The organism is Erwinia sp. AC075 (assembly GCF_979253995.1).
Genome location: NZ_CEEDEU010000001.1, coordinates 2767517 through 2790101, shown reverse-complemented (window position 1 = coordinate 2790101; position 22585 = coordinate 2767517). Strand labels below are relative to the sequence as shown.

The window sequence follows — 22585 nt, the reverse complement described above, 5'->3', positions numbered from 1 at the left end:
GTGTTAAAAATTAAATCTGGGTCACACTTTATCGTTTGGATTAAGGGCCTCTGTCAACCGTTGTTGCAACACTTCACGCAATTCCGGACTCAGGGCACGACGTTCGCTGTTCGCCAGAATAAACAAATCCTCGACGCGTTCGCCAATGGTGCTGATGCGTGCGCCGTGCAGCGAAACACCGAGATCGGCGAACACTTCACCCACTCTGGCAAGCAGCCCAGGTTGATCCAGCGCGATCAGTTCCATATAGGTTCGGCGATCGGTATGGGTCGGTAAAAATTTGGCTTCAGTATCGACACTGAAATGCTTGAGCCGGGATGACTGGCGGCGCGGACGCGGTGACTGCCAGCTGGTCTGACTGATGGATTGCTCCAGCGCCTGGCGGATCATTTCATGGCGATCGGCAGCCAGCGGACTGCCATCCGGTTCCAGAACGATAAAGGTGTCCATCGCCATGCCATCACGGCTGGTGAAGATCTGCGCGTCATGCACGCTGAGGTTCCGTCGGTCCAGTTCTCCGGCTACCGTGGCAAACAGGTATGGGCGATCCGGACTCCAGATAAAGATCTCCGTGCCGCCTCGGGTTGCCTGCGGGCTGACCAGCACCAGCGGTTTGGTCAGATCGTGATTCATCAGATGGCGCGCGTGCCACGCCAGCTGGTTTGGCGTGTGACGCAGGAAATAGTCGGCACGGCAGCGTCCCCAGATATGGTTTAACGCCTGCTCATCGATATTGTCCATCCGCAGCAGCGCCAGCGCCTGCAACCGGTGATGACGTACCCGTTCACGCAGGTCAGGGCTGTTCTCCATACCCCGACGCAGCTGTTTCTCGGTGGCGAAAAACAGTTCGCGCAGCAGGCTCTGTTTCCAGCTGTTCCACAGGTTTTCGTTAGTGGCGCAAATATCGGCAACGGTCAGGCAAGCCAGGTAACGCAGGCGATTCTCATTCTGCATCACTTCGGCAAATTGCTGGATCTCGGTCGGATCCTGAATATCCCGACGCTGAGCGGTGACGGACATCAGCAGATGATGGCGAACCAGCCAGGCGACCAGCTGGGTTTCACGGGAATTAAGCCCGTGGAGTTCGGCAAATTCCAGCGCATCCTGCGCCCCGAGAATGGAGTGATCGCCGCCACGTCCTTTCGCAATATCGTGGAACAGCGCGGCCATCAGCAGCAGTTCAACCTGTGGCAGGCGCGGCCAAATCTCAACACACAGCGGATGACGAGGACGCGTGGCTTCACTGGCGAAACTTTCCAGCTTTTGCAGCACGCGAATGGTGTGTTCATCAACGGTATAGGCATGGAACAGATCGAATTGCATCTGTCCGACAATGTTGGCCCACTGCGGCATATACGCCCACAGCACGCTGTGGCGATGCATCGGCACCAGCGCCCGGCTGACGGCTCCCGGATGACGCAGGATGGCAAGGAACAGCTGACGCGCTTCCGGAATGTTACACAGCGGCTCCTTCAAATGGCGACGCGCATGCCTGAGCTGGCGCAGCGTCGTTGAATAGATGCCGGTGATACTTTGCGTACGCACCATGACGTAGAACATCCGCATGATTGCTTCCGGCTCGCGGGCGAACAGCGTTTCATCAATCAAATCGATCAGCGATCCACGGACCTGGAACTCATGGTCAATGGCGCGGGGTTTTTCATCGGTGCCCAGCGCCAGAATCGCCTCATCAAACAGCTGCAACAGCATATGGTTGAGCTCGCTGATGCGGCGGGTGACGCGGTAAAAATCCTTCATCATCCGTTCGACCGGCTCATTCACCTCGCCCTGATAATTCAGGCGTTGAGCCACGGTCAGCTGACGATCGAACAACAGGCGGTTGTCGTAGCGCGGCAGCGTCAGATGCAGGGCAAAACGGATGCGCCACAGGAACGTCTGGCACTCGTTAAGCTCATTACGCTCCACGTCGGTCAGGAAGCCAAAACCGACCATCTCATCCAGCGAGGTGGCGCCGAAATGGCGGCGGGCCACCCACAGCAGGGTATGAATGTCGCGCAGGCCACCGGGGCTGCTTTTGATGTCGGGTTCGAGGTTATAGCTGGTGCCGTGATAGCGCAGGTGGCGCTCCTGCTGCTCCTCAATTTTGGCGGCAAAGAAGCGGTCAGACGGCCAGAAGCCATCGCTGAAGACGTTCTTTTGCAGCTCGAGGAACAGCGCCACGTCGCCAGTCAACATGCGGGACTCAATCAGGTTAGTGGCCACCGTCAGATCGGACAGACCTTCCAGCAGACACTCTTCCAGCGTGCGCACGCTGTGGCCGACTTCCAGCTTCAAATCCCACATCAGCGTCAGTAATTCGCTGGTGCGTTGGGCATCCTGTTCGGAGAGCGGCAGGCGGCTGAGGATCAACACATCAATATCGGAAAGCGGGTGCAGTTCACCACGACCATAGCCACCTACTGCCACTAACGCGATGCCGTCCTTTTCCGGGAAGCCATAAAAGCGCCACAGGCGTCGCAACAGGCGGTCAATAAACAGTGTGCGTGCATCAATCAGCGCTTCCACCTCTGCGCCAGCATCAAACTCGATGGCCAGCAGCTGATGAAATTGCTCAAGGTGTTGTTTGAGGGATTCGCGGGTCAACTCCGCATCAGCCCAGTGGGCAGGGGAGCCAGACTTCTTGTAATCCTTGAGGGTTTTGGTCACGCCAGTGCTCCTGCTAAATGCTCTGCGAGTCAGAATAGGAAAAATCAACACTGACAATAGCGCCAGCACCAGCCTGAGATCAAAAAAAACCGGCCTCAGCCGGTTTTTTTATTTAACGAGCGGTTACTCGTCGTGCGTCAGGATGGCCGGGATGGTGTCATCTTTGCGCAGTGTCATAATTTCACAGCCGTTTTCTGTCACCACAATGGTGTGCTCGTACTGCGCCGACAGGCTGCGATCTTTGGTTTTTACCGTCCAGCCATCTTTCATGCTGCGAATGCGGTAATCACCGGCATTAACCATCGGTTCGATGGTAAACGCCATACCGGCCTGAAGCACCACGCCGCCGTCATCCGCATCGTAATGCAGTACCTGTGGCTCTTCATGGAAGCCTTTACCGATGCCGTGACCGCAATATTCGCGCACCACGGAGAAGTCCTGAGCTTCGACAAACTTCTGGATTTCACGGCCAATGGTCCGCAGGCGAATGCCCGGTTTTACCATCCGCAGCGCCAGATACAGGCTCTCCTGAGTGATGCGGCACAGGCGCTCACCCTGGATGGTTGGCTTGCCGGCGATAAACATCTTTGAGGTGTCGCCGTGATACTCATCTTTGATCACCGTGACGTCGATATTGACGATATCGCCATCTTTCAGAATGCGCTCGTCGCTAGGGATGCCGTGGCAAACCACTTCATTAATCGAGATACAGACAGATTTTGGGAAGCCGTGATAGCCCAGGCTGGCTGAGACCGCTTTCTGCGTATTGACGATGTAATCGTTACAAATGCGATCCAGTTCACCGGTGCTGATGCCCGGCTTCACGTGTTCTTCAATCATTTCCAGCACTTCAGCAGCCAGGCGGCCCGCCACGCGCATTTTTTCGATTTCTTCAGGGGTTTTAATTGTAATTGCCATCAATTTTGTCCGCAGTTGTCGCTATTTTCGACAATAATAAAGGAAGTGCAGCAATGGTAGCAGCCCACCCTTGCTCTGCCAATTGCAGTTTGTGTCAGGGTGGGCTGTTGCTAACAAAACTTGGCTTCACAGGGCGCTTTGTGGTATAAAGCGCGCCGACGATTCTCTGTAGGGAAGTTCTACAGGGAAACGCATAACTCTCATTATGTGTAAATAACACACATGTATCGACACATACTCCGGGGTGCCTGAACGCCTGCGTAAGCAGTCTGCCGGGTCGGTTGTATGGGATACATGGAGGCTTAACCCCAAATCATTCTATAGAGGTAATCATGGCAACTGTTTCCATGCGCGACATGCTCAAGGCCGGTGTACACTTCGGTCACCAGACCCGTTACTGGAACCCGAAAATGAAGCCATTCATCTTCGGTGCTCGTAACAAGGTTCACATCATCAACCTTGAGAAAACTGTACCAATGTTCAACGAAGCTCTGGCTGAACTGAACAAGATCGCTTCCCGTAAAGGTAAGATCCTGATCGTTGGTACTAAGCGCGCTGCAAGCGAATCAGTAAAAGAGTCTGCGTTGAGCTGCGATCAGTTCTTCGTAAACCATCGCTGGTTGGGTGGCATGCTGACTAACTGGAAAACCGTTCGTCAGTCCATCAAACGTCTGAAAGACCTGGAAATCCAGTCTCAGGACGGTACCTTCGATAAACTGACCAAGAAAGAAGCGCTGATGCGTACTCGCGAACTGGCCAAGCTGGAAAATAGCCTGGGCGGTATCAAAGACATGGGCGGCCTGCCTGACGCACTGTTCGTTGTTGACGCTGACCACGAACACATCGCTATCAAAGAAGCAAACAACCTGGGTATCCCAGTCTTTGCTATCGTTGATACCAACTCTGATCCAGACGGCGTTGACTTCATCATTCCTGGTAATGACGATGCAATCCGTGCTGTGAGCCTGTACCTGACTGCAGTAGCGACTACTGTACGTGAAGGTCGCTCTCAGGACCTGGCTCAGCAGGCTGAAGAAAAATTCGCCGAAGCTGAGTAATAAGGATCGCTCTCCCGAGAGCCCTTAGACGTCAGATGTTAATCTGTAAGGGGCCTGCATTGGCCCCTTTATTTTATTCGAATTCGCTTTGCCGGTTATGATTACGGCGGGGCAGAATGTTTCTCCCGAGACCAGGCATCAGTGGCGAACCTCTCAGGCTCTCGCTGACCGATGCAAGCTAACCGAGGATTATAGAATGGCTGCTATTACCGCTGCTCTGGTAAAAGAACTGCGCGAGCGTACTGCTGCTGGCATGATGGATTGCAAAAAAGCGTTGACTGAAGCTGACGGCGACATCGAGCTGGCGATCGAGAACATGCGTAAATCTGGCGCGATCAAAGCTGCTAAGAAAGCAGGCAACGTTGCTGCTGATGGCGTGATCAAAACCAAAATCGAAGGCAACTTCGGCGTGATTCTGGAAGTAAACTGCCAGACTGACTTCGTTGCTAAAGACGGTGGTTTCCAGGCCTTTGCTGACAAAGTGCTGGACGCTGCTGCTGCGGGCAAAATCACTGACGTTGAAGTGCTGAAAGCCCAGTTCGAAGAAGAGCGCGTTGCACTGGTTGCTAAAATCGGTGAAAACATCAACATCCGTCGCGTTTCCATCCTGGAAGGCGATGTGCTGGGTAGCTACCTGCACGGTGCTCGCATCGGTGTTCTGATCGCCGCTACCGGCGCTGACGAAGAGCTGGTTAAGCAGCTGGCAATGCACGTTGCTGCCAGCAAGCCAGAATTCGTTAAGCCTGAAGATGTGTCTGCTGAAGTGGTTGAGAAAGAGTTCCAGGTTCAGCTGGACATCGCCATGCAGTCTGGCAAGCCGAAAGAAATCGCAGAGAAAATGGTTGAAGGCCGCATGAAGAAATTCACCGGCGAAGTTTCTCTGACTGGCCAGCCTTTCGTTATTGACCCATCTAAAACTGTGGGCCAGTTGCTGAAAGAGAAAAACGCAGACGTTGTTAACTTCATCCGCTTTGAAGTGGGCGAAGGCATTGAGAAAGCTGAAACAGATTTCGCAGCAGAAGTTGCGGCGATGTCCAAGCAGTCTTAATGAACGATAAGAACCGCCAATCGGCGGTTCTTTTTTATCTGTCTTTCGTTCCACCCATTTTCAGTCTCATCCCAATAGCATTTCTCCGATGCTAAGAGGATGATAGCCCAGATTTTACTCCTCACATCGATTAAACCATTCGGGAAAATACACCATGGCGACCAATGCAAAACCTGTATATCAACGTATTCTGCTTAAACTGAGTGGCGAAGCGCTGCAAGGTGCCGAAGGCTTCGGCATTGATGCCAGCGTGCTGGATCGTATGGCTCAGGAAGTGAAAGAACTGGTAGAACTGGGCATTCAGGTGGGTGTGGTTATCGGTGGTGGTAATCTGTTCCGTGGCGCGGGTCTTGCGCAGGCTGGAATGAACCGCGTAGTGGGCGACCATATGGGCATGCTGGCGACCGTGATGAATGGTCTGGCAATGCGTGATGCTCTGCATCGTGCCTATGTGAATGCCCGCCTGATGTCCGCAATCCCATTGAATGGCGTGTGCGATAATTACAGCTGGGCAGAAGCCATCAGCCTGCTGCGTAACAACCGCGTGGTGATCTTCTCCGCCGGTACCGGTAACCCGTTCTTCACCACCGACTCCGCAGCCTGCCTGCGTGGTATCGAAATTGAAGCTGACGTGGTGCTGAAAGCCACCAAAGTGGATGGCGTTTACTCGGCCGATCCGGTGAAGAATCCAGATGCGACCCTGTACGACCAGATCAGCTACACCGACGTGCTCGATAAAGAACTGAAAGTCATGGATCTTGCGGCCTTTACGCTGGCCCGTGACCATAAACTGCCGATCCGTGTGTTCAACATGAACAAACCTGGTGCGCTGCGCCGCGTAGTGATGGGCGAAAAAGAAGGCACCCTGATCACGCAATAATATCAGTCGCTGCGTAAAATAAGGTATATTCTGCCTTTGTGGCGTGTTGCACGCTACACTCAGGATCGTCATAGATTATTTTGAAACGGGCTCTGTATTCAGAGCCTGCCTGGTAACCAGAATCCAAGGGTTCCAACGTGATTAACGAAATCAGAAAAGATGCTGAAACGCGCATGGAAAAATGCGTCGAAGCATTCAAAAACCACATCAGCAAAATCCGTACTGGCCGCGCCTCGCCGAGCATTCTTGACGGCATTATGGTCGACTATTACGGTTCTTCAACGCCTCTGCGCCAGCTGGCCAGCGTGACCGTTGAAGATTCACGCACACTGAAAATCAACGTGTTTGACCGTTCTATCAGTGCTGCTGTTGAAAAGGCAATCATGACTTCTGACCTGGGGCTTAACCCAAGTTCAGCGGGCAGCGATATCCGTGTTCCTCTGCCAGCCCTGACTGAAGAGCGTCGTAAAGACCTGATCAAAGTCGTTCGTGGTGAAGCAGAGCAGGGCCGTGTGTCCGTGCGTAACGTTCGCCGTGATGCGAACGACAAAGTGAAAGCGCTGCTGAAAGACAAAGAAATCAGTGAAGATGATGAACATCGTTCACAGGATGACATTCAGAAAATGACCGACGTCTTTATCAAGAAAATTGATACTGCGCTGGCAGAAAAAGAAGCGGAGCTGATGGACTTCTAAGTCTGTCATGGTTCCGATGAAACGCCGTACAGATTGCCGTTCTTTGGAGTGGTCAGTCTTGCGGCGTTTTGCATTTATTCTCTTATCTGGCGTGCAGGGAAAGGCTTTCCCTGGCGGCGGAGTTGACACAGAGCAACCTCATGAAGCAATTGACCATCCTCGGTTCAACGGGCTCTATTGGCACCAGCACGCTGGCAGTCGTTCAGGCTAATCCAGAGCTGTTTGCCGTTAAGGCGCTGGTCGCAGGCCACAATGTTGAGCTGATGGCTGAACAGTGTCTGGCCTTCCGTCCGGCCTATGCCTCAATGTCCGATGAACACTCGGCAGCGGCCCTGCGACTTCGTCTGAAAAGTTTGAATGTGGCGACCGAGGTGTTCAGTGGCGAACAGGCTGCCTGCGATCTGGCCGCGCTGGATGATGTCGATCAGGTTATGGCGGCAATCGTCGGTGCGGCAGGATTATTGCCTACGTTAGCCGCAATTCGTGCCGGAAAACAGGTTCTTCTGGCGAATAAAGAGTCGCTCGTTACCTGCGGCCAGCTTTTTCTGGAGGCGGTCAGCGCCTCAAAAGCGCAGCTGTTACCCGTCGACAGCGAGCACAACGCCATTTTTCAGAGTTTGCCTGCTTCCCTCCAGCAACAGTTAGGATACGCTTCTCTGGAAGATAATGGCATTGATAGCATTATCCTCACGGGGTCGGGTGGCCCTTTTCGTGACACGCCGTTGGACCTGCTCAAGAGTATGACTCCCGATCAGGCCTGCGCGCATCCGAACTGGTCAATGGGGCGCAAAATCTCCGTTGATTCCGCCACCATGATGAACAAAGGTTTGGAATATATCGAAGCCCGCTGGCTGTTTAATGCGACCGATGCCCAGATGGAGGTCATCCTGCATCCGCAGTCGGTGATCCACTCGATGGTGCGTTACCGTGATGGCAGCGTGCTGGCTCAGCTGGGATCGCCGGACATGCGCACACCGATTGCGCATGTGATGGCCTGGCCACAGCGCGTGCCGTCCGGGGCGAAGCCACTGGATTTCACCCGCATGGGGGCGATGACTTTCGCCGAGCCGGATTATGCTCGCTATCCCTGCCTGAAGCTGGCAATAGACGCCTGTTCTGCCGGACAGGCGGCGACCACCACGCTGAATGCGGCCAATGAAATTGCGGTTGCCGCGTTTCTGGATTCGCAAATTCGCTTTACCGATATTGCTGCGGTCAATTTGGCCGTGCTGGAGGCGCTTTCCTGTGCAGAACCGGACAGCGTTGAAGCGGTGCTGGAGATTGACAGACAGGCACGAGCGGTTGCTCAGGCCCAGCTGTCGCGCTTCTCTGAAGCCCGATAATTCAGCCAATTAGCGCGCCGCTATTTGTGAGGCGAGGGCGGAGATGGTATAGTCTTCGGCCGCTAATTCAGTAATTCGTTGCGATGTAGCGGGGATACAAACCGTGTTTAGCACGGTTTTCTTACGTCGAGCGGGTAAGATATTTCAGAAGCCGTTGTATTTCTGATTAAAGGAAATAATTACGCGTTATGTCGTCCGAAAATCAACTAAAAACCGATGACTTGCAAGAAGGGGAGAATCCCCGTCACGTAGCCATCATCATGGATGGCAATGGCCGTTGGGCCAAAACCCGTGGAAAATTGCGTATCTCTGGCCACAAAGCCGGAGTGAAGTCTGTTCGTCGTGCGGTGAGCTTTGCTGTCAGCAACAATCTCACTGCGCTGACGCTTTATGCATTCAGCAGCGAAAACTGGAACCGTCCTCCGCAAGAAGTCATGGCCTTGATGGAGCTGTTCGTCTGGGCACTCGACAGCGAAGTGAAAAGTCTGCACAAGCACAATGTTCGTCTGCGGATTATTGGCGACATCGGCCGATTCAGTGACCGTCTGCAGGAGCGTATTCGTCGCGCTGAGGAACTTACTCAACAAAATAATGGACTAACCCTCAACATTGCCGCGAATTATGGCGGACGTTGGGATATCATCCATGGCGTCAGAAAAATAGCAGAGCAGGTTCAGGAAGGTCTTATCCGTCCTGATCAGATCGAGGAAGAAACCCTTGGTCAGTATCTCTGCCTCAATGAACTGGCTCCCGTGGATCTGGTAATAAGGACAGGGGGAGAGCATCGAATCAGTAACTTCTTGCTGTGGCAGGTTGCCTATGCAGAGTTCTTTTTTACCGATGTTCTCTGGCCTGATTTTGATGAACAAGTCTTTGAAGGTGCACTGAATGCGTTTGCACAACGAGAGCGTCGCTTCGGCGGTGCAGCACCCGGCGGCGCTTAAGCGCACTGGGGGTAATCTTTGCTGAAGTCTCGCCTGATTACCGCGTTTATACTTATCCCGATTGTGATTGCAGCGCTGTTCCTGCTTCCGCCTCCTGGATTTGCCATTGTGACCCTGGTGGTATGCATGCTTGCCGCCTGGGAATGGGGACAGTTTGCGGGCTTCGCGACCCGCTCGCAACGCATCTGGCTGGCAGTCCTGTGTGGACTGCTGCTCGCCTTTATGATGTTCACTCTTCCTGCTTATCAGCACTCGGTACACCTGCCACAGGTTGCCGGTTCGCTATGGGCCGCCCTTTGTTGGTGGATCGTAGCCTTGCTGCTGGTGCTCTCTTATCCCGGCTCGGCCTCGTTTTGGCGCTCGTCTAAAGCGCTTCGCCTGCTGTTCGGTGTCCTGACCATTGTGCCGTTCTTCTGGGGCATGCTGACGTTACGCCAGTATCACTACGATACCGACCATTTTGCCGGTGCCTGGTGGCTGCTGTACGTGATGCTGCTGGTTTGGGGCGCTGATTCTGGTGCCTACATGTTTGGCCGCCTGTTTGGTAAACACAAGCTGTCACCTAAAGTCTCACCGGGAAAAACCTGGGAAGGGTTCTTTGGTGGCCTGCTGACGTCTGCACTGATTGCCTGGCTGTTTGGCCTTTGGGCGCCGCTGACTATCTCGCCTGTTACCCTGTTGGTTTGTTCACTGGTCGCCGCACTGGCCTCGGTGTTAGGGGATTTAACCGAGAGCATGTTCAAGCGCGAAGCCGGCATTAAAGACAGTGGTAATTTGATCCCCGGACATGGGGGCATCCTTGACCGTATCGACAGCCTGACTGCAGCCGTACCTGTGTTCGCCTGCCTGTTGTTGCTGGTTTTCGGGACGCTATAAGGGACCCTATGCTAAGCATTCTCTGGAGCCTTGGGGCATTTATCGTTGCCCTCGGCGTATTGATCACCGTGCACGAGTTTGGCCACTTCTGGGTGGCCCGTCGTTGTGGTGTCAAGGTTGAACGCTTCTCTGTTGGTTTCGGTAAAGCGCTGTGGCGCCGGACCGATAAACAGGGAACGGAATACGTCATTGCTCTGATCCCCTTGGGTGGTTACGTCAAGATGCTCGATGAGCGTGTTGAAAGCGTGCCGCCTGAGCTGCGTAACCAGGCGTTTAATAATAAAACCGTGCTGCAACGCGCGGCGATTATTAGTGCCGGTCCCATCGCCAATTTCATCTTTGCCATTTTCGCTTACTGGCTGGTGTTTATCATCGGTGTGCCTGGTGTTCGCCCGGTTGTTGGCGAAATAGTGAGCGGTTCGCAGGCTGCTGAGGCTCAAATTACGCCTGGGATGGAACTTAAAGCCGTTGACGGTATCGAAACGCCTGACTGGGATGCTGTGCGTATGGCGCTGGTGTCGAAAATTGGCGACCAGCAAACCACGTTAAGCGTGGCGCCATTTGGCTCTTCTCAGGTCAGTGACAAGCGGCTCGATCTGCGCAACTGGCAGTTCGAACCGGATAAGCAGGATCCTGTTGTTTCACTCGGCATTAAGCCGCGTGGACCACAGATCGAAACGGTGCTGGCAGAAGTCCAGGCGAACTCGGCGGCAAGTAAGGCGGGTTTGCAAGCGGGCGACAGGATCGTTAAAGTCGATGGTCAGCCGGTGGACCAGTGGCAGCGTTTTGTCACTCTGGTTCGCGATAATCCGGGTAAAGCGTTGGCGGTAGACATTGAGCGACAGGGCAGTCCAGTCACAGTGACACTGACGCCAGACGTGAAGCCAGGCAGTAAAGCAGAAGGGTTTGCCGGGGTGATCCCGCGCATTGTTCCTCTGCCGGATGAATTTAAAACGGTACGCCAGTATGGTCCGTTTGCAGCGATCGGTGAGGCTAGCGCCAAAACCTGGCAGCTGATGAAACTGACGGTCAATATGCTGGGCAAACTGATTGTCGGCGAAGTGAAGTTGAACAATCTCAGCGGGCCGATTTCTATCGCCCAGGGTGCTGGGATGTCGGCGGAATATGGTTTGATCTACTACCTGATGTTCCTGGCTTTGATCAGCGTGAACCTCGGGATTATCAATCTGTTCCCGTTGCCGGTATTAGATGGTGGACATTTGCTGTTCCTGGCGATCGAAAAGATCAAAGGTGGGCCGGTGTCTGAGCGAGTTCAGGACTTCAGTTATCGCATTGGCTCTATTTTGCTGGTGCTGTTAATGGGGCTTGCACTATTCAATGATTTCTCACGTCTTTAGTCTGCCAACAGGCAAACTACCCGTGAGAACCAGTTAGGAAGAATGCATAACAACGATGGCGATGAAAAAGTTGCTCATAGCGTCGCTGCTGTTTAGCAGCGCTACCGTATACGCGGCAGACGGCTTCGTAGTGAAGGATATTCATTTCGAAGGCCTGCAGCGAGTCGCCGTCGGCGCGGCATTGCTGAGTATGCCTGTCCGCGTGGGAGACACCGTCTCCGATGATGATATCAGTAATACTATCCGTGCTCTCTTCGCGACCGGGAACTTCGAAGACGTACAGGTCCTGCGCGACGGCACTACGCTGATCGTCCAGGTGAAAGAACGCCCAACGATTGCCAGCATCACCTTCTCCGGTAACAAAGCGGTGAAAGATGACATGCTGAAGCAGAACCTTGAAGCCTCTGGCGTGCGCGTGGGTGAAGCCCTTGACCGCACCACCATCTCATCCATTGAGAAAGGGCTTGAAGACTTCTACTACAGCGTCGGTAAGTACAGCGCCAGCGTAAAAGCTGTGGTCACACCGCTGCCGCGTAACCGTGTCGATCTGAAACTGGTCTTTACCGAAGGTGTTTCTGCCAAGATCCAGCAAATCAACGTGGTCGGCAACAAAGCCTTCTCGTCTGATGAACTGATCTCCCGCTTCTCACTGCGTGATGAAGTGCCATGGTGGAACGTCGTTGGCGATCGCAAATACCAGAAGCAGAAACTGGCGGGTGACCTTGAAACCCTGCGCAGCTTCTACCTCGATCGTGGTTATGCCCGTTTCAACATTGATTCGACTCAGGTCAGCCTGACGCCGGACAAAAAAGGCATCTACATCACCATCAACATCACCGAAGGCGATCAGTACAAGCTTTCTGGCGTAGTGGTTAACGGCAGCATGGCCGGCCATTCAGCTGAAGTTGAGCAGCTGTCGAAGGTCAAGCCAGGCGAGCTGTATAACGGCGCCAAAGTGACCAAAATGGAAGATGACATCAAGAAGATGCTGGGCCGTTATGGTTACGCGTATCCACGCGTATCGACGCAGCCAGAAATCAATGATGCGGATAAAACCGTGAAGCTGCACGTCAACGTTGATGCGGGCAACCGTTACTCCGTGCGTAAAGTGCGCTTTGAAGGTAACGACACCTCTAAAGATTCCGTTCTGCGTCGCGAAATGCGCCAGATGGAAGGTGCATGGCTGGGCAGCGACCTGGTTGAGCAGGGGAAAGAGCGTCTGAACCGTACCGGTTACTTTGAGACGGTTGATACCGACACGCAGCGCGTGCCAGGCTCACCAGACCAGGTTGACGTGGTGTACAAGGTGAAAGAACGTAACACCGGTACCTTCAACTTCGGCGTCGGTTACGGCACCGAGAGTGGCGTCAGCTTCCAGGTTGGCGTGACGCAGGAAAACTGGTTAGGTACGGGTAATACCGTCGGTATCAGCGGCACCAAAAACGATTATCAGACCTATGCTGAATTCTCACTGACCGACCCGTACTTCACGGTCGACGGTGTCAGCCTGGGCGGTCGTGTGTTCTATAACGACTTCAAAGCGGATGATGCTGACCTGTCTGACTATACCAACAAGAGCTATGGTTTAGACGGTACGCTGGGCTTCCCGGTTAACGAAAACAACACCTTGCGTGTCGGTCTGGGTTACGTGCACAACGACCTGTCCAACATGCAGCCTCAGGTATCGATGTTCCGTTATCTGCGTTCGGTCGGTCAGGATCCTAGCCTGTCGGAAGATGCAGATTATGCCGCAGATGACTTCACCTTCAACTATGGTTGGACATACAACAACCTGGACCGTGGGTTCTTCCCAACGTCCGGTAACCGTACCAACCTGAACGGTAAAGTGACGATCCCGGGATCGGATAACGCCTTCTACAAAGCGACGCTGGATACTCAGCAGTATGTTCCGCTCAATCAGGATCGTACCTGGGTTCTGTTGGGTCGCGGTAAAGTCGGTTACGGCGATGGTCTGAGCGGCAAAGAACTGCCGTTCTACGAGAACTTCTATGCCGGTGGTTCCAGCACCGTGCGTGGTTTCCGTTCTAATACCATCGGTCCTAAAGCGGCCTACTACAATAATGGTTCGGATACATGTTCTACGGGCACGCTGTGTGATTCCAGCGATGCGGTTGGTGGTAACGCATTGGCTACGGCCAGCGCGGAGTTGATCACCCCAACACCGTTCCTGAGCGAGAAGTATGCCAACTCTGTCCGTACATCGCTGTTTGTCGATGCCGGTACAGTGTGGGATACCAATTGGGAAAACACGGCCGAAACACGTGCCGCGGGTATTCCTGATTACAGCGATCCGGGCAACATCCGTATGTCGGCGGGTCTGGCACTGCAGTGGATGTCTCCACTGGGTCCACTGGTGTTCTCTTACGCCCAGCCGTTCAAAAAGTATGATGGAGATAAGGCCGAGCAGTTCCAGTTTAACATTGGTAAAACCTGGTAACGGCGGTTTCGCACGGAAGCGTGTAAGTGAGTATCGCGACGTTTAATGGCAACCTGCGTGGTTGCCTTAACGCGCAACACATGTGTCGAAGACACAAACGTTGATGGTAAGGAGTTTATAGTGAAAAAGTTGTTGTGTGCCGCAGGCCTCTCTATCGCTCTGGCGGTTTCCGCTGGTGCCCAGGCTGCAGATAAAATTGCAGTGGTGAACGTTTCCAGCATTTTCCAACAGTTACCGGCGCGTGCGACAGTTGCGAAACAGCTTGAAAACGAGTTCAAAGGCCGTGCAACTGAGCTGCAGGGTATGGAACGCGATCTGCAGACTAAAATGCAGAAGTTGCAGCGTGACGGCTCTACCATGAAGGCTAGCGATCGCAGCCGTATGGAAAAAGACGTTATGGCTCAGCGTGAAGCCTTCTCAACTAAAGCTCAGGCTTTCGAGCAGGATAACCGTCGTCGCCAGGCAGAAGAACGTAACAAAATCCTGAGCCGTATTCAGGATGCTGTGCAGAAAGTTGCTGATGATGAAGGTTACGACGTCGTTGTTGATGCTAACGCTGTTGCGTATGCAGCTAAATCTAAAGACATCACTGCTGATGTTCTGAAACAGGTTAAATAATCGATGTCTTCAATTCGACTGGCTGATTTAGCCCAGCAGTTGGATGCAGATTTGCACGGAGATGGCGAACTCGTCATCTCCGGCATTGCTTCTATGCAATCCGCCCAATCCGGTCAAATCACTTTTCTCTCTAACAGCCGTTACCGCGAGCAGCTCGTCACCTGTAAGGCCTCCGCCGTGGTGCTGACGGAAGCGGATCTGGACTGCGTTCAAGGCGCCGCTCTGGTGGTGAAAGATCCTTATCTGACTTATGCCCGCATGGCTCAGATTCTGGACAGCACGCCGCAGCCTGCCAAAGACATCGCGCCGAGCGCGGTGATCGATGCCAGCGCTAAGCTGGGTCAATATGTCTCTATTGGCGCAAATGCCGTTATCGAATCTGGCGTTGAGCTGGGCGATAACGTGGTTATTGGTGCCGGTTGTTTCGTCGGGAAAAATACCCGCATTGGCGCCGGAACCCGTTTGTGGGCCAACGTCTCTATTTATCATGAAATTCAGATCGGCGAGCGTTGCCTGATCCAGTCTGGCACCGTTATCGGTGCGGATGGTTTTGGTTACGCTAACGATCGTGGCAATTGGGTGAAAATCCCGCAGCTCGGAACGGTGATTATCGGCGATCGTGTTGAGATTGGTGCCTGTACCACCATCGATCGCGGCGCGTTGGATAACACTCAGATCGGGAATGGTGTTATCATTGATAACCAGTGCCAGATTGCACACAACGTTGTGATTGGCGACAATACCGCGGTTGCGGGTGGCGTCATCATGGCAGGCAGCCTGAAAATCGGCCGCTATTGCATGATTGGTGGTGCAAGCGTAATTAACGGTCACATGGAAATTTGTGACAAAGTTACGGTCACCGGAATGGGAATGGTCATGCGACCAATCACCCAACCTGGGGTATACTCCTCCGGGATTCCACTGCAACCCAACAAAACCTGGCGCAAAACGGCAGCGCTGGTGATGAATATCGATGAAATAAGCAAACGCTTAAAAGCCATCGAGCGTAAAGTCGACAAAGACTAAACGCCTTCCCAGCACCTTGACCAGCTGACATTACCCCACAGGGTAGAATTAGAATGCTAAGCAAGGAAGCCCGGCGCACAGAACCTGATTTGCGGCCTGCGGATGATCTTTGCAGGCCGTGTTATTGATGCCATCAGAATTTTTTAGGACAGGAAGAGTATTTTGACTACTGAAACTCATACTCTGAAGATTGAAGAGATTATTGAACTGCTGCCTCACCGCTACCCGTTTTTATTGGTAGACCGCGTCCTTGAGTTCGAAGAGCACAAGTTCCTGCGCGCAGTGAAGAATGTCTCGGTCAACGAACCGTTTTTCCAGGGCCATTTCCCTGGTAAGCCGATTTTCCCAGGCGTGCTGATTTTAGAAGCTATGGCTCAGGCAACCGGTATTCTGGCGTTTAAAAGCGTGGGCAAACTGGAACCTGGCGAGCTGTACTACTTCGCAGGGATTGATGACGCGCGCTTCAAGCGCCCTGTCGTGCCTGGCGATCAGATGATCATGGAAGTCACCTTCGAGAAAACCCGCCGTGGTCTGACGCGCTTTAAAGGCGTGGCAACCGTAGACGGTAAAATTGTCTGTGAAGCAACGATGATGTGTGCCCGCAGCCGGGAGGGATAATTCGTGATTGATGAAACTGCTGTAATCCATCCAAGTTCCGTCATTGAAGAGGGCGCCGTCATTGGCGCTCGCGTCCATATCGGCCCATTCTGTTTTATTGGGGCGAATGTTGAGATTGGTGAAGGCACTGTCCTCAAATCTCATGTGGTGGTCAATGGTCACACCCGTATTGGCAAAGACAATACCATTTATCAGTTCACCACCATCGGTGAAGCTAACCAGGATCTGAAGTACGCTGGCGAGCCAACCCGAGTGGAAGTGGGCGACCGTAACAGCATCCGTGAGAGCGTCACTATTCACCGTGGCACTTCTCAGGCTGACGGCCTGACCAAAGTGGGCAGCGATAACCTGTTTATGGTTAACGCGCACATCGCTCATGACTGCATTATTGGCGATCGTTGTATCCTCGCCAACAATGCAACGCTGGGCGGCCATGTGGTTGTGGATGACTTTGCCATTATTGGTGGGATGACAGCGATTCATCAATTCTGCGTTATCGGCGCGCACGTGATGATTGGCGGCTGTTCTGGCGTCGTCCAGGATGTTCCGCCATTCGTCATTGCCCAGGGTAACCATGCCACGCCGTTTGGTATCAATCTGGTAGGGCTACAGCGTCGTGGCTTCAGTAAAGAGGCCTTACACGCGATCCGCAATGCGTACAAGATCCTTTACCGCAGCAACAAAACGCTGGAAGAAGCGAAGCCAGAAATCGCTGAGATTGCCAGCAAGCATCCAGAAGTGCAGCCGTTCTACGATTTCTTCGCTCGCTCTACGCGGGGTTTGATTCGTTAACTCATGCCAAAGCATCCTTTAACGATTGCCCTTGTCGCCGGAGAAACCTCCGGCGATATTCTTGGTGCCGGTCTTATCCGTGCACTCAAAGAAAAGCACCCGGAAACCCGCTTTGTCGGCGTTGCCGGACCGCTGATGCAGGCCGAGGGTTGTGAAGCCTGGTACGAAATGGAAGAGCTGGCGGTGATGGGGATTGTTGAGGTGCTTGAACGTCTGCCTCGCCTGCTGAAAATCCGTCGCGATCTGACCAAACGCTTCACTGCACTGCAGCCCGATGTCTTCGTCGGTATTGATGCGCCTGACTTCAACATTACGCTTGAAGGGCGTCTTAAGCAGAACGGTATTCGCACGATTCATTACGTCAGCCCGTCTGTCTGGGCCTGGCGTCAGAAACGCGTGTTCAAAATTGGCCGCTCTACCGATCTGGTATTGGCCTTTTTGCCGTTTGAAAAAGCGTTCTACGATCGTTTCAATGTTCCCTGCCGCTTTATCGGCCATACCATGGCTGATGCGATGCCGATCCAGCCAGACAAACGCGCTGCGCGTCTGGAGCTGGGGATTGCAGAGGGAACGCCGTGCCTGGCCTTGCTGCCGGGCAGCCGTAATGCGGAAGTTGAGATGCTCAGCGCTGACTTCCTGAGAACGGCGGTGTTATTGCGCCAGAAATGGCCAGAGCTGGAAATCGTGGTGCCGCTGGTTAACCCGCGCCGCCGTGAACAGTTCGAACGAATTAAAGCCGAAGTGGCGCCAGACCTGAAAATGCATTTGCTGGATGGCAAAGGGCGTCAGGCAATGGTTGCCAGCGATGCGGCATTGCTGGCGTCCGGTACCGCAGCACTGGAGTGTATGCTGGCTAAATGCCCGATGGTGGTCGGTTACCGCATGAAGCCCTTCACCTTCTGGCTGGCCAAGCGGCTGGTGAAAACGGACTATGTGTCGTTACCTAACCTGCTGGCGGGTCGTGAACTGGTGAAAGAGCTGCTGCAGGAAGAGTGTCAGCCCGATCTGCTGGCTGCTGCGCTGGAACCTTTACTGGCAGAAGGCGACACCCGCGATCAGTTGCTGGCAACCTTTACCGAACTTCATCATCAAATCCGCTGGAATGCCGATGAGCAGGCCGCGGCTGCCGTACTGGAACTCTGTCCATGAGCGACTTTATCTATCCTGACGCGACCTGCATTGCCGGCGTGGACGAAGTAGGGCGTGGCCCGTTAGTCGGCGCTGTGGTGACCGCGGCGGTTATTCTCGATCCAGCCCGTCCGATAGTGGGTCTGGCCGATTCCAAAAAGCTGTCTGAAAAACGCCGCCTGGCGTTGTACGATGAGATAGTCGAGAAGGCGTTAAGCTGGAGTTTAGGTCGGGCTGAGCCGGAAGAGATCGATCGGCTGAACATCCTGCATGCCACCATGCTGGCGATGCAGCGTGCTGTTGCCGGACTGCATATCTGTCCAGACTTTGTATTGATTGACGGAAACCGTTGCCCGGCGCTGGCGATGCCTTCTCTGGCGGTGGTAAAGGGCGACAGCCTGGTGCGTGAAATCAGCGCGGCGTCTATTATTGCCAAGGTCACGCGTGACCGGGAAATGAGCGAGCTGGATGTGCTGTTCCCGCAGTATGGTTTTGCTCAGCATAAAGGCTACCCGACCGCACTGCATATGGAAAAACTGGCGCAGCATGGCGTAACACCGCATCACCGTCGCAGTTTTGCACCGGTGCGTAATGCGATACTGGATGCCGACGTCGCGGCTTCAGCCGGACAGACCCTGTAATTTTCACCCCTCAGCCTTAAGTGGGATCCAAGATGGCCGAACCTCGTTTTATTCATTTACGCGTTCACAGTGACTATTCCATGGTTGATGGATTAGCCAAGACGGGCCCGTTGGTGAAAAAAGCTGCCTCTCTGGGCATGCCGGCCATTGGGATCACCGACTACCTCAACCTGTGCGGCCTGGTGAAATTCTACGGCGGTGCCCACGGTCAGGGCGTTAAGCCGATCATCGGTGCGGACTTTAAGGTCAGCAGTGACGCGATGGGCGACGATCTGGGTCAGCTGACGATCCTCGCAGCGAACAACACCGGTTATCAGAACCTCACCCTGTTGATCTCAAAAGCATACCAGCGTGGTTATGGTGCCGCCGGTCCGATCATCGATCGTGACTGGCTGATCGAGCTGGGCGAAGGGCTGATCCTGCTTTCCGGCGGGCGTCGTGGCGATGTTGGCCAGATGCTGCTGCGCGGTAACCATGCCCAGGTTGCCGAGTGCCTGGCGTTCTATCAGCAATACTTCCCTGAGCGCTACTATCTTGAGCTGATCCGCACCGGACGCCAGGATGAAGAGACCTGGGTTCATGCTGCCGTCGAGCTGGCCATTGCCAACAGCATTCCCGTGGTCGCCACCAATGAAGTGTGCTTCCTGGAAGCCGGCGATTTTGATGCGCATGAAATCCGCGTAGCGATCCACGATGGTTTCACCCTCGACGATCCCAAAAGACCGAAAAACTACAGCCCTCAGCAATATCTGCGAACCGAAGAGGAGATGTGCGAGCTGTTCTCGGACATCCCCGAAGCGCTGGCTAACAGCGTAGAAATTGCTAAGCGTTGTAACGTCACCATCCGCCTGGGTGAGTACTTCCTGCCACAGTTCCCGACGGGCGAAATGACCACCGAAGACTTCCTGGTGATGAAATCCCGGGAAGGGCTGGAAGAGCGTCTGGAATTCCTGTTCCCGGACGCCGCAGTGCGGGCAGAAAAACGGCCTGAATATGACGAACGCCTCGAAATCGAGCTGAACGTGATCAACCAGATGGGCTTCCCGGGCTACTTCCTGATCGTGATGGAGTTTATCCAGTGGTCGAAGGATAACGACGTGCCGGTAGGGCCAGGTCGTGGTTCCGGTGCCGGATCGCTGGTGGCCTATGCGCTGAAAATTACCGACCTCGATCCGCTTGAGTTTGACCTGCTGTTCGAACGTTTCCTGAACCCGGAACGTGTATCGATGCCCGACTTCGACGTCGACTTCTGCATGGAAAAACGCGATCTGGTGATTGAGCACGTGGCCGAGATGTATGGCCGTAAAGCGGTATCTCAGATCATCACCTTCGGTACCATGGCGGCGAAAGCCGTGGTGCGTGACGTTGGGCGCGTGCTGGGGCATCCGTATGGCTTCGTCGATCGTATTTCCAAGCTGATCCCGCCAGAGCCCGGCATGACGCTGGAAAAAGCCTTTGCGGCCGAGCCGCAGCTGCCAGAAATCTACGAAGCTGACGAAGAAGTTAAAGCGCTGATCGATATGGCGCGCAAGCTGGAAGGCGTCACGCGTAACGCCGGTAAGCACGCCGGTGGTGTGGTGATCGCACCGACGCAAATCACCGATTTTGCGCCGCTGTATTGCGATGAAAACGGCAACTTCCCGGTAACCCAGTTTGATAAGAACGATGTGGAATATGCCGGGCTGGTGAAGTTCGACTTCCTCGGTCTGCGCACATTGACCATCATCGACTGGGCACTGGCGATGATCAACGCCCGGCGCAAGAAGCAGGGCGAACCGCCAATCGATATCGCCGCGATCCCGCTGGACGATAAAAAAAGCTTTGATATGCTGCAGCGATCTGAAACCACCGCGGTGTTCCAGCTTGAATCGCGCGGCATGAAAGATCTGATCAAACGTCTGAAGCCCGACAGCTTTGAAGATATGATCGCCCTGGTGGCGCTGTTCCGTCCGGGTCCGCTGCAGTCAGGCATGGTAGATAACTTTATCGACCGTAAGCACGGCCGTGAAGCGATCTCCTACCCGGATATCCAGTGGCAGCATGAATCCCTGAAGCCGGTACTGGAGCCAACCTACGGCATTATCCTGTACCAGGAACAGGTCATGCAGATTGCTCAGGTGCTGGCAGGTTACAGCCTGGGCGGCGCGGACATGCTGCGTCGTGCGATGGGTAAAAAGAACCCGGTCGAGATGGCCAAACAGCGCGGCGGCTTTGAAGATGGCGCCAAATCGCGGGGTATTGAAGGTGAGCTGGCGGTTAAAATCTTTGACCTGGTAGAGAAATTTGCCGGTTATGGTTTTAACAAATCCCACTCCGCCGCCTATGCGCTGGTCTCTTATCAGACGCTGTGGCTGAAAGCGCACTACCCGGCCGAATTTATGGCCGCGGTAATGACCGCCGATATGGATAACACCGAGAAGGTGGTCGGTCTGGTTGATGAATGCTGGCGCATGGGGCTGAAGGTGTTACCACCGGATATCAACTCCGGTCAGTATCAGTTCCACGTCAACGATGACGGCGAAATTGTTTACGGCATCGGCGCCATTAAAGGCGTGGGCGAAGGCCCGATTGAAGCGATCATCGAAGCGCGTAATGAAGGCGGCTACTTCCGCGAGCTGTTCGACCTGTGCGCCCGTACCGACACCAAAAAGCTTAACCGCCGCGTGCTGGAAAAGCTGGTGATGTCCGGCGCGTTTGACCGTCTGGGGCCGCACCGTGCGGCCCTGATGAGCGCGCTGCCAGAAGCGTTGAAAGCCGCCGATCAGCATGCGAAAGCGGAAGCGATCGGCCAGGCCGATATGTTCGGCGTGCTGGCGGAAGAGCCGGCACACATCGAAAAATCCTATGCGGACATCAAGCGCTGGCCTGAACAGGTCCAGCTGGATGGCGAAAGAGAAACCCTGGGGCTTTACCTCACCGGGCACCCGATCAATCAGTATCTGAAAGAGATCGAGCGCTATGTGGGGGGAATGCGCCTGAAAGACATGCACCCGACCGATCGTGGCAAAATGACCATGGCAGTTGGTCTGGTGGTGGCGGCCCGCGTAATGGTAACAAAACGCGGTAACCGGATTGGCATCTGCACGCTGGACGACCGTTCTGGTCGTCTGGAAGTGATGTTATTCACAGATGCGTTAGAGAAGTTCCAGCATTTGTTGGAAAAAGACCGTATCCTGATCGTCAGCGGACAGGTCAGCTTCGATGACTTCAGCGGGGGGCTTAAAATGACCGCCCGCGATGTGATGGACATTGATGAAGCCCGTGAAAAATATGCTCGTGGGCTTGCTATCTCGCTGACGGACAGGCAAATTGATGACCAGCTTTTGAACCGTCTCCGTCAATCCCTGGAACCCCATCGTTCGGGGACCATTCCGGTACATCTCTACTATCAGAGAGAGGATGCACGGGCGAAGTTGCGCTTTGGCGCAGCCTGGCGTGTGTCGCCCAGCGATCGTTTACTCAACGAATTGCGGTCGCTGATAGGGTCGGAGCAGGTGGAACTGGAGTTTGACTAAAA

Annotated in this window: 18 protein-coding genes; 16 read left to right on the top strand and 2 right to left on the bottom strand. The window is 54.1% G+C overall.

Features of this window, described 5'->3' with window-relative positions; translation table 11 throughout:
- Window positions 1-21: 21 nt before the first annotated feature.
- Window positions 22-2667 (bottom strand): bifunctional uridylyltransferase/uridylyl-removing protein GlnD, encoded by a 2646-nt coding sequence (gene glnD, locus AC0IXH_RS13330; RefSeq protein WP_013200842.1) that lies wholly within the window; start codon window positions 2665-2667, stop codon window positions 22-24.
- A gap of 123 nt (window positions 2668-2790) precedes the next feature.
- Window positions 2791-3585: a type I methionyl aminopeptidase gene (gene map / locus AC0IXH_RS13325; RefSeq protein WP_013200843.1), complete on the bottom strand. Its 795-nt coding sequence runs from the start codon at window positions 3583-3585 to the stop codon at window positions 2791-2793.
- Between the two features lie 332 nt (window positions 3586-3917).
- Between map and rpsB the strand changes: the two genes are divergently transcribed.
- The 16 genes from rpsB (at window position 3918) to dnaE (ending at window position 22583) form a co-directional block, all read left to right on the top strand.
- The gene (gene rpsB / locus AC0IXH_RS13320) at window positions 3918-4643 is read left to right on the top strand and encodes a 30S ribosomal protein S2 (RefSeq protein WP_013200844.1); all 726 of its coding nucleotides are present in this window, start codon (window positions 3918-3920) and stop codon (window positions 4641-4643) included.
- A 196-nt stretch (window positions 4644-4839) separates the two neighbouring features.
- Window positions 4840-5691, top strand: coding sequence for a translation elongation factor Ts (gene tsf / locus AC0IXH_RS13315; RefSeq protein WP_013200845.1), 852 nt, complete (start codon window positions 4840-4842; stop codon window positions 5689-5691).
- A 154-nt stretch (window positions 5692-5845) separates the two neighbouring features.
- A complete protein-coding gene (gene pyrH, locus AC0IXH_RS13310) occupies window positions 5846-6571 on the top strand; it encodes a UMP kinase (protein ID WP_013200846.1) in 726 nt (241 codons plus the stop codon).
- Between the two features lie 137 nt (window positions 6572-6708).
- Entirely contained in the window at window positions 6709-7266 is a 558-nt protein-coding gene (frr, locus tag AC0IXH_RS13305) for a ribosome recycling factor (protein WP_013200847.1), read from the top strand.
- Between the two features lie 140 nt (window positions 7267-7406).
- Complete coding sequence (gene ispC, locus AC0IXH_RS13300) at window positions 7407-8609, top strand: 1-deoxy-D-xylulose-5-phosphate reductoisomerase (protein WP_013200848.1); 1203 nt, start codon at window positions 7407-7409, stop codon at window positions 8607-8609.
- A gap of 188 nt (window positions 8610-8797) precedes the next feature.
- Complete coding sequence (gene ispU / locus AC0IXH_RS13295) at window positions 8798-9553, top strand: (2E,6E)-farnesyl-diphosphate-specific ditrans,polycis-undecaprenyl-diphosphate synthase (protein WP_013200849.1); 756 nt, start codon at window positions 8798-8800, stop codon at window positions 9551-9553.
- 18 nt (window positions 9554-9571) lie between these two features.
- Complete coding sequence (cdsA, locus tag AC0IXH_RS13290; RefSeq protein ID WP_013200850.1) at window positions 9572-10429, top strand: phosphatidate cytidylyltransferase; 858 nt, start codon at window positions 9572-9574, stop codon at window positions 10427-10429.
- Window positions 10430-10437: 8 nt separating this feature from the next.
- Window positions 10438-11787, top strand: coding sequence for a sigma E protease regulator RseP (gene rseP / locus AC0IXH_RS13285; RefSeq protein ID WP_013200851.1), 1350 nt, complete (start codon window positions 10438-10440; stop codon window positions 11785-11787).
- 55 nt (window positions 11788-11842) lie between these two features.
- Entirely contained in the window at window positions 11843-14245 is a 2403-nt protein-coding gene (gene bamA, locus AC0IXH_RS13280; RefSeq protein ID WP_013200852.1) for an outer membrane protein assembly factor BamA, read from the top strand.
- A gap of 120 nt (window positions 14246-14365) precedes the next feature.
- Window positions 14366-14863: a molecular chaperone Skp gene (skp, locus tag AC0IXH_RS13275; RefSeq protein ID WP_013200853.1), complete on the top strand. Its 498-nt coding sequence runs from the start codon at window positions 14366-14368 to the stop codon at window positions 14861-14863.
- A 3-nt stretch (window positions 14864-14866) separates the two neighbouring features.
- A complete protein-coding gene (gene lpxD, locus AC0IXH_RS13270) occupies window positions 14867-15889 on the top strand; it encodes a UDP-3-O-(3-hydroxymyristoyl)glucosamine N-acyltransferase (protein WP_134823506.1) in 1023 nt (340 codons plus the stop codon).
- Window positions 15890-16051: 162 nt separating this feature from the next.
- Window positions 16052-16507, top strand: coding sequence for a 3-hydroxyacyl-ACP dehydratase FabZ (gene fabZ / locus AC0IXH_RS13265; protein ID WP_013200855.1), 456 nt, complete (start codon window positions 16052-16054; stop codon window positions 16505-16507).
- 3 nt (window positions 16508-16510) lie between these two features.
- Window positions 16511-17299 (top strand): acyl-ACP--UDP-N-acetylglucosamine O-acyltransferase, encoded by a 789-nt coding sequence (gene lpxA / locus AC0IXH_RS13260; protein WP_013200856.1) that lies wholly within the window; start codon window positions 16511-16513, stop codon window positions 17297-17299.
- Window positions 17300-17302: 3 nt separating this feature from the next.
- The gene (gene lpxB, locus AC0IXH_RS13255) at window positions 17303-18448 is read left to right on the top strand and encodes a lipid-A-disaccharide synthase (RefSeq protein ID WP_013200857.1); all 1146 of its coding nucleotides are present in this window, start codon (window positions 17303-17305) and stop codon (window positions 18446-18448) included.
- Complete coding sequence (rnhB, locus tag AC0IXH_RS13250; protein WP_013200858.1) at window positions 18445-19068, top strand: ribonuclease HII; 624 nt, start codon at window positions 18445-18447, stop codon at window positions 19066-19068. Before lpxB ends, rnhB begins: the two co-directional genes overlap by 4 nt.
- Before the next feature lie 32 nt (window positions 19069-19100).
- Window positions 19101-22583 carry a DNA polymerase III subunit alpha gene (gene dnaE / locus AC0IXH_RS13245; RefSeq protein ID WP_206404393.1) on the top strand — a complete coding sequence of 1161 codons (3483 nt, stop codon included), beginning with the start codon at window positions 19101-19103 and terminating at the stop codon, window positions 22581-22583.
- Window positions 22584-22585: the final 2 nt, after the last annotated feature.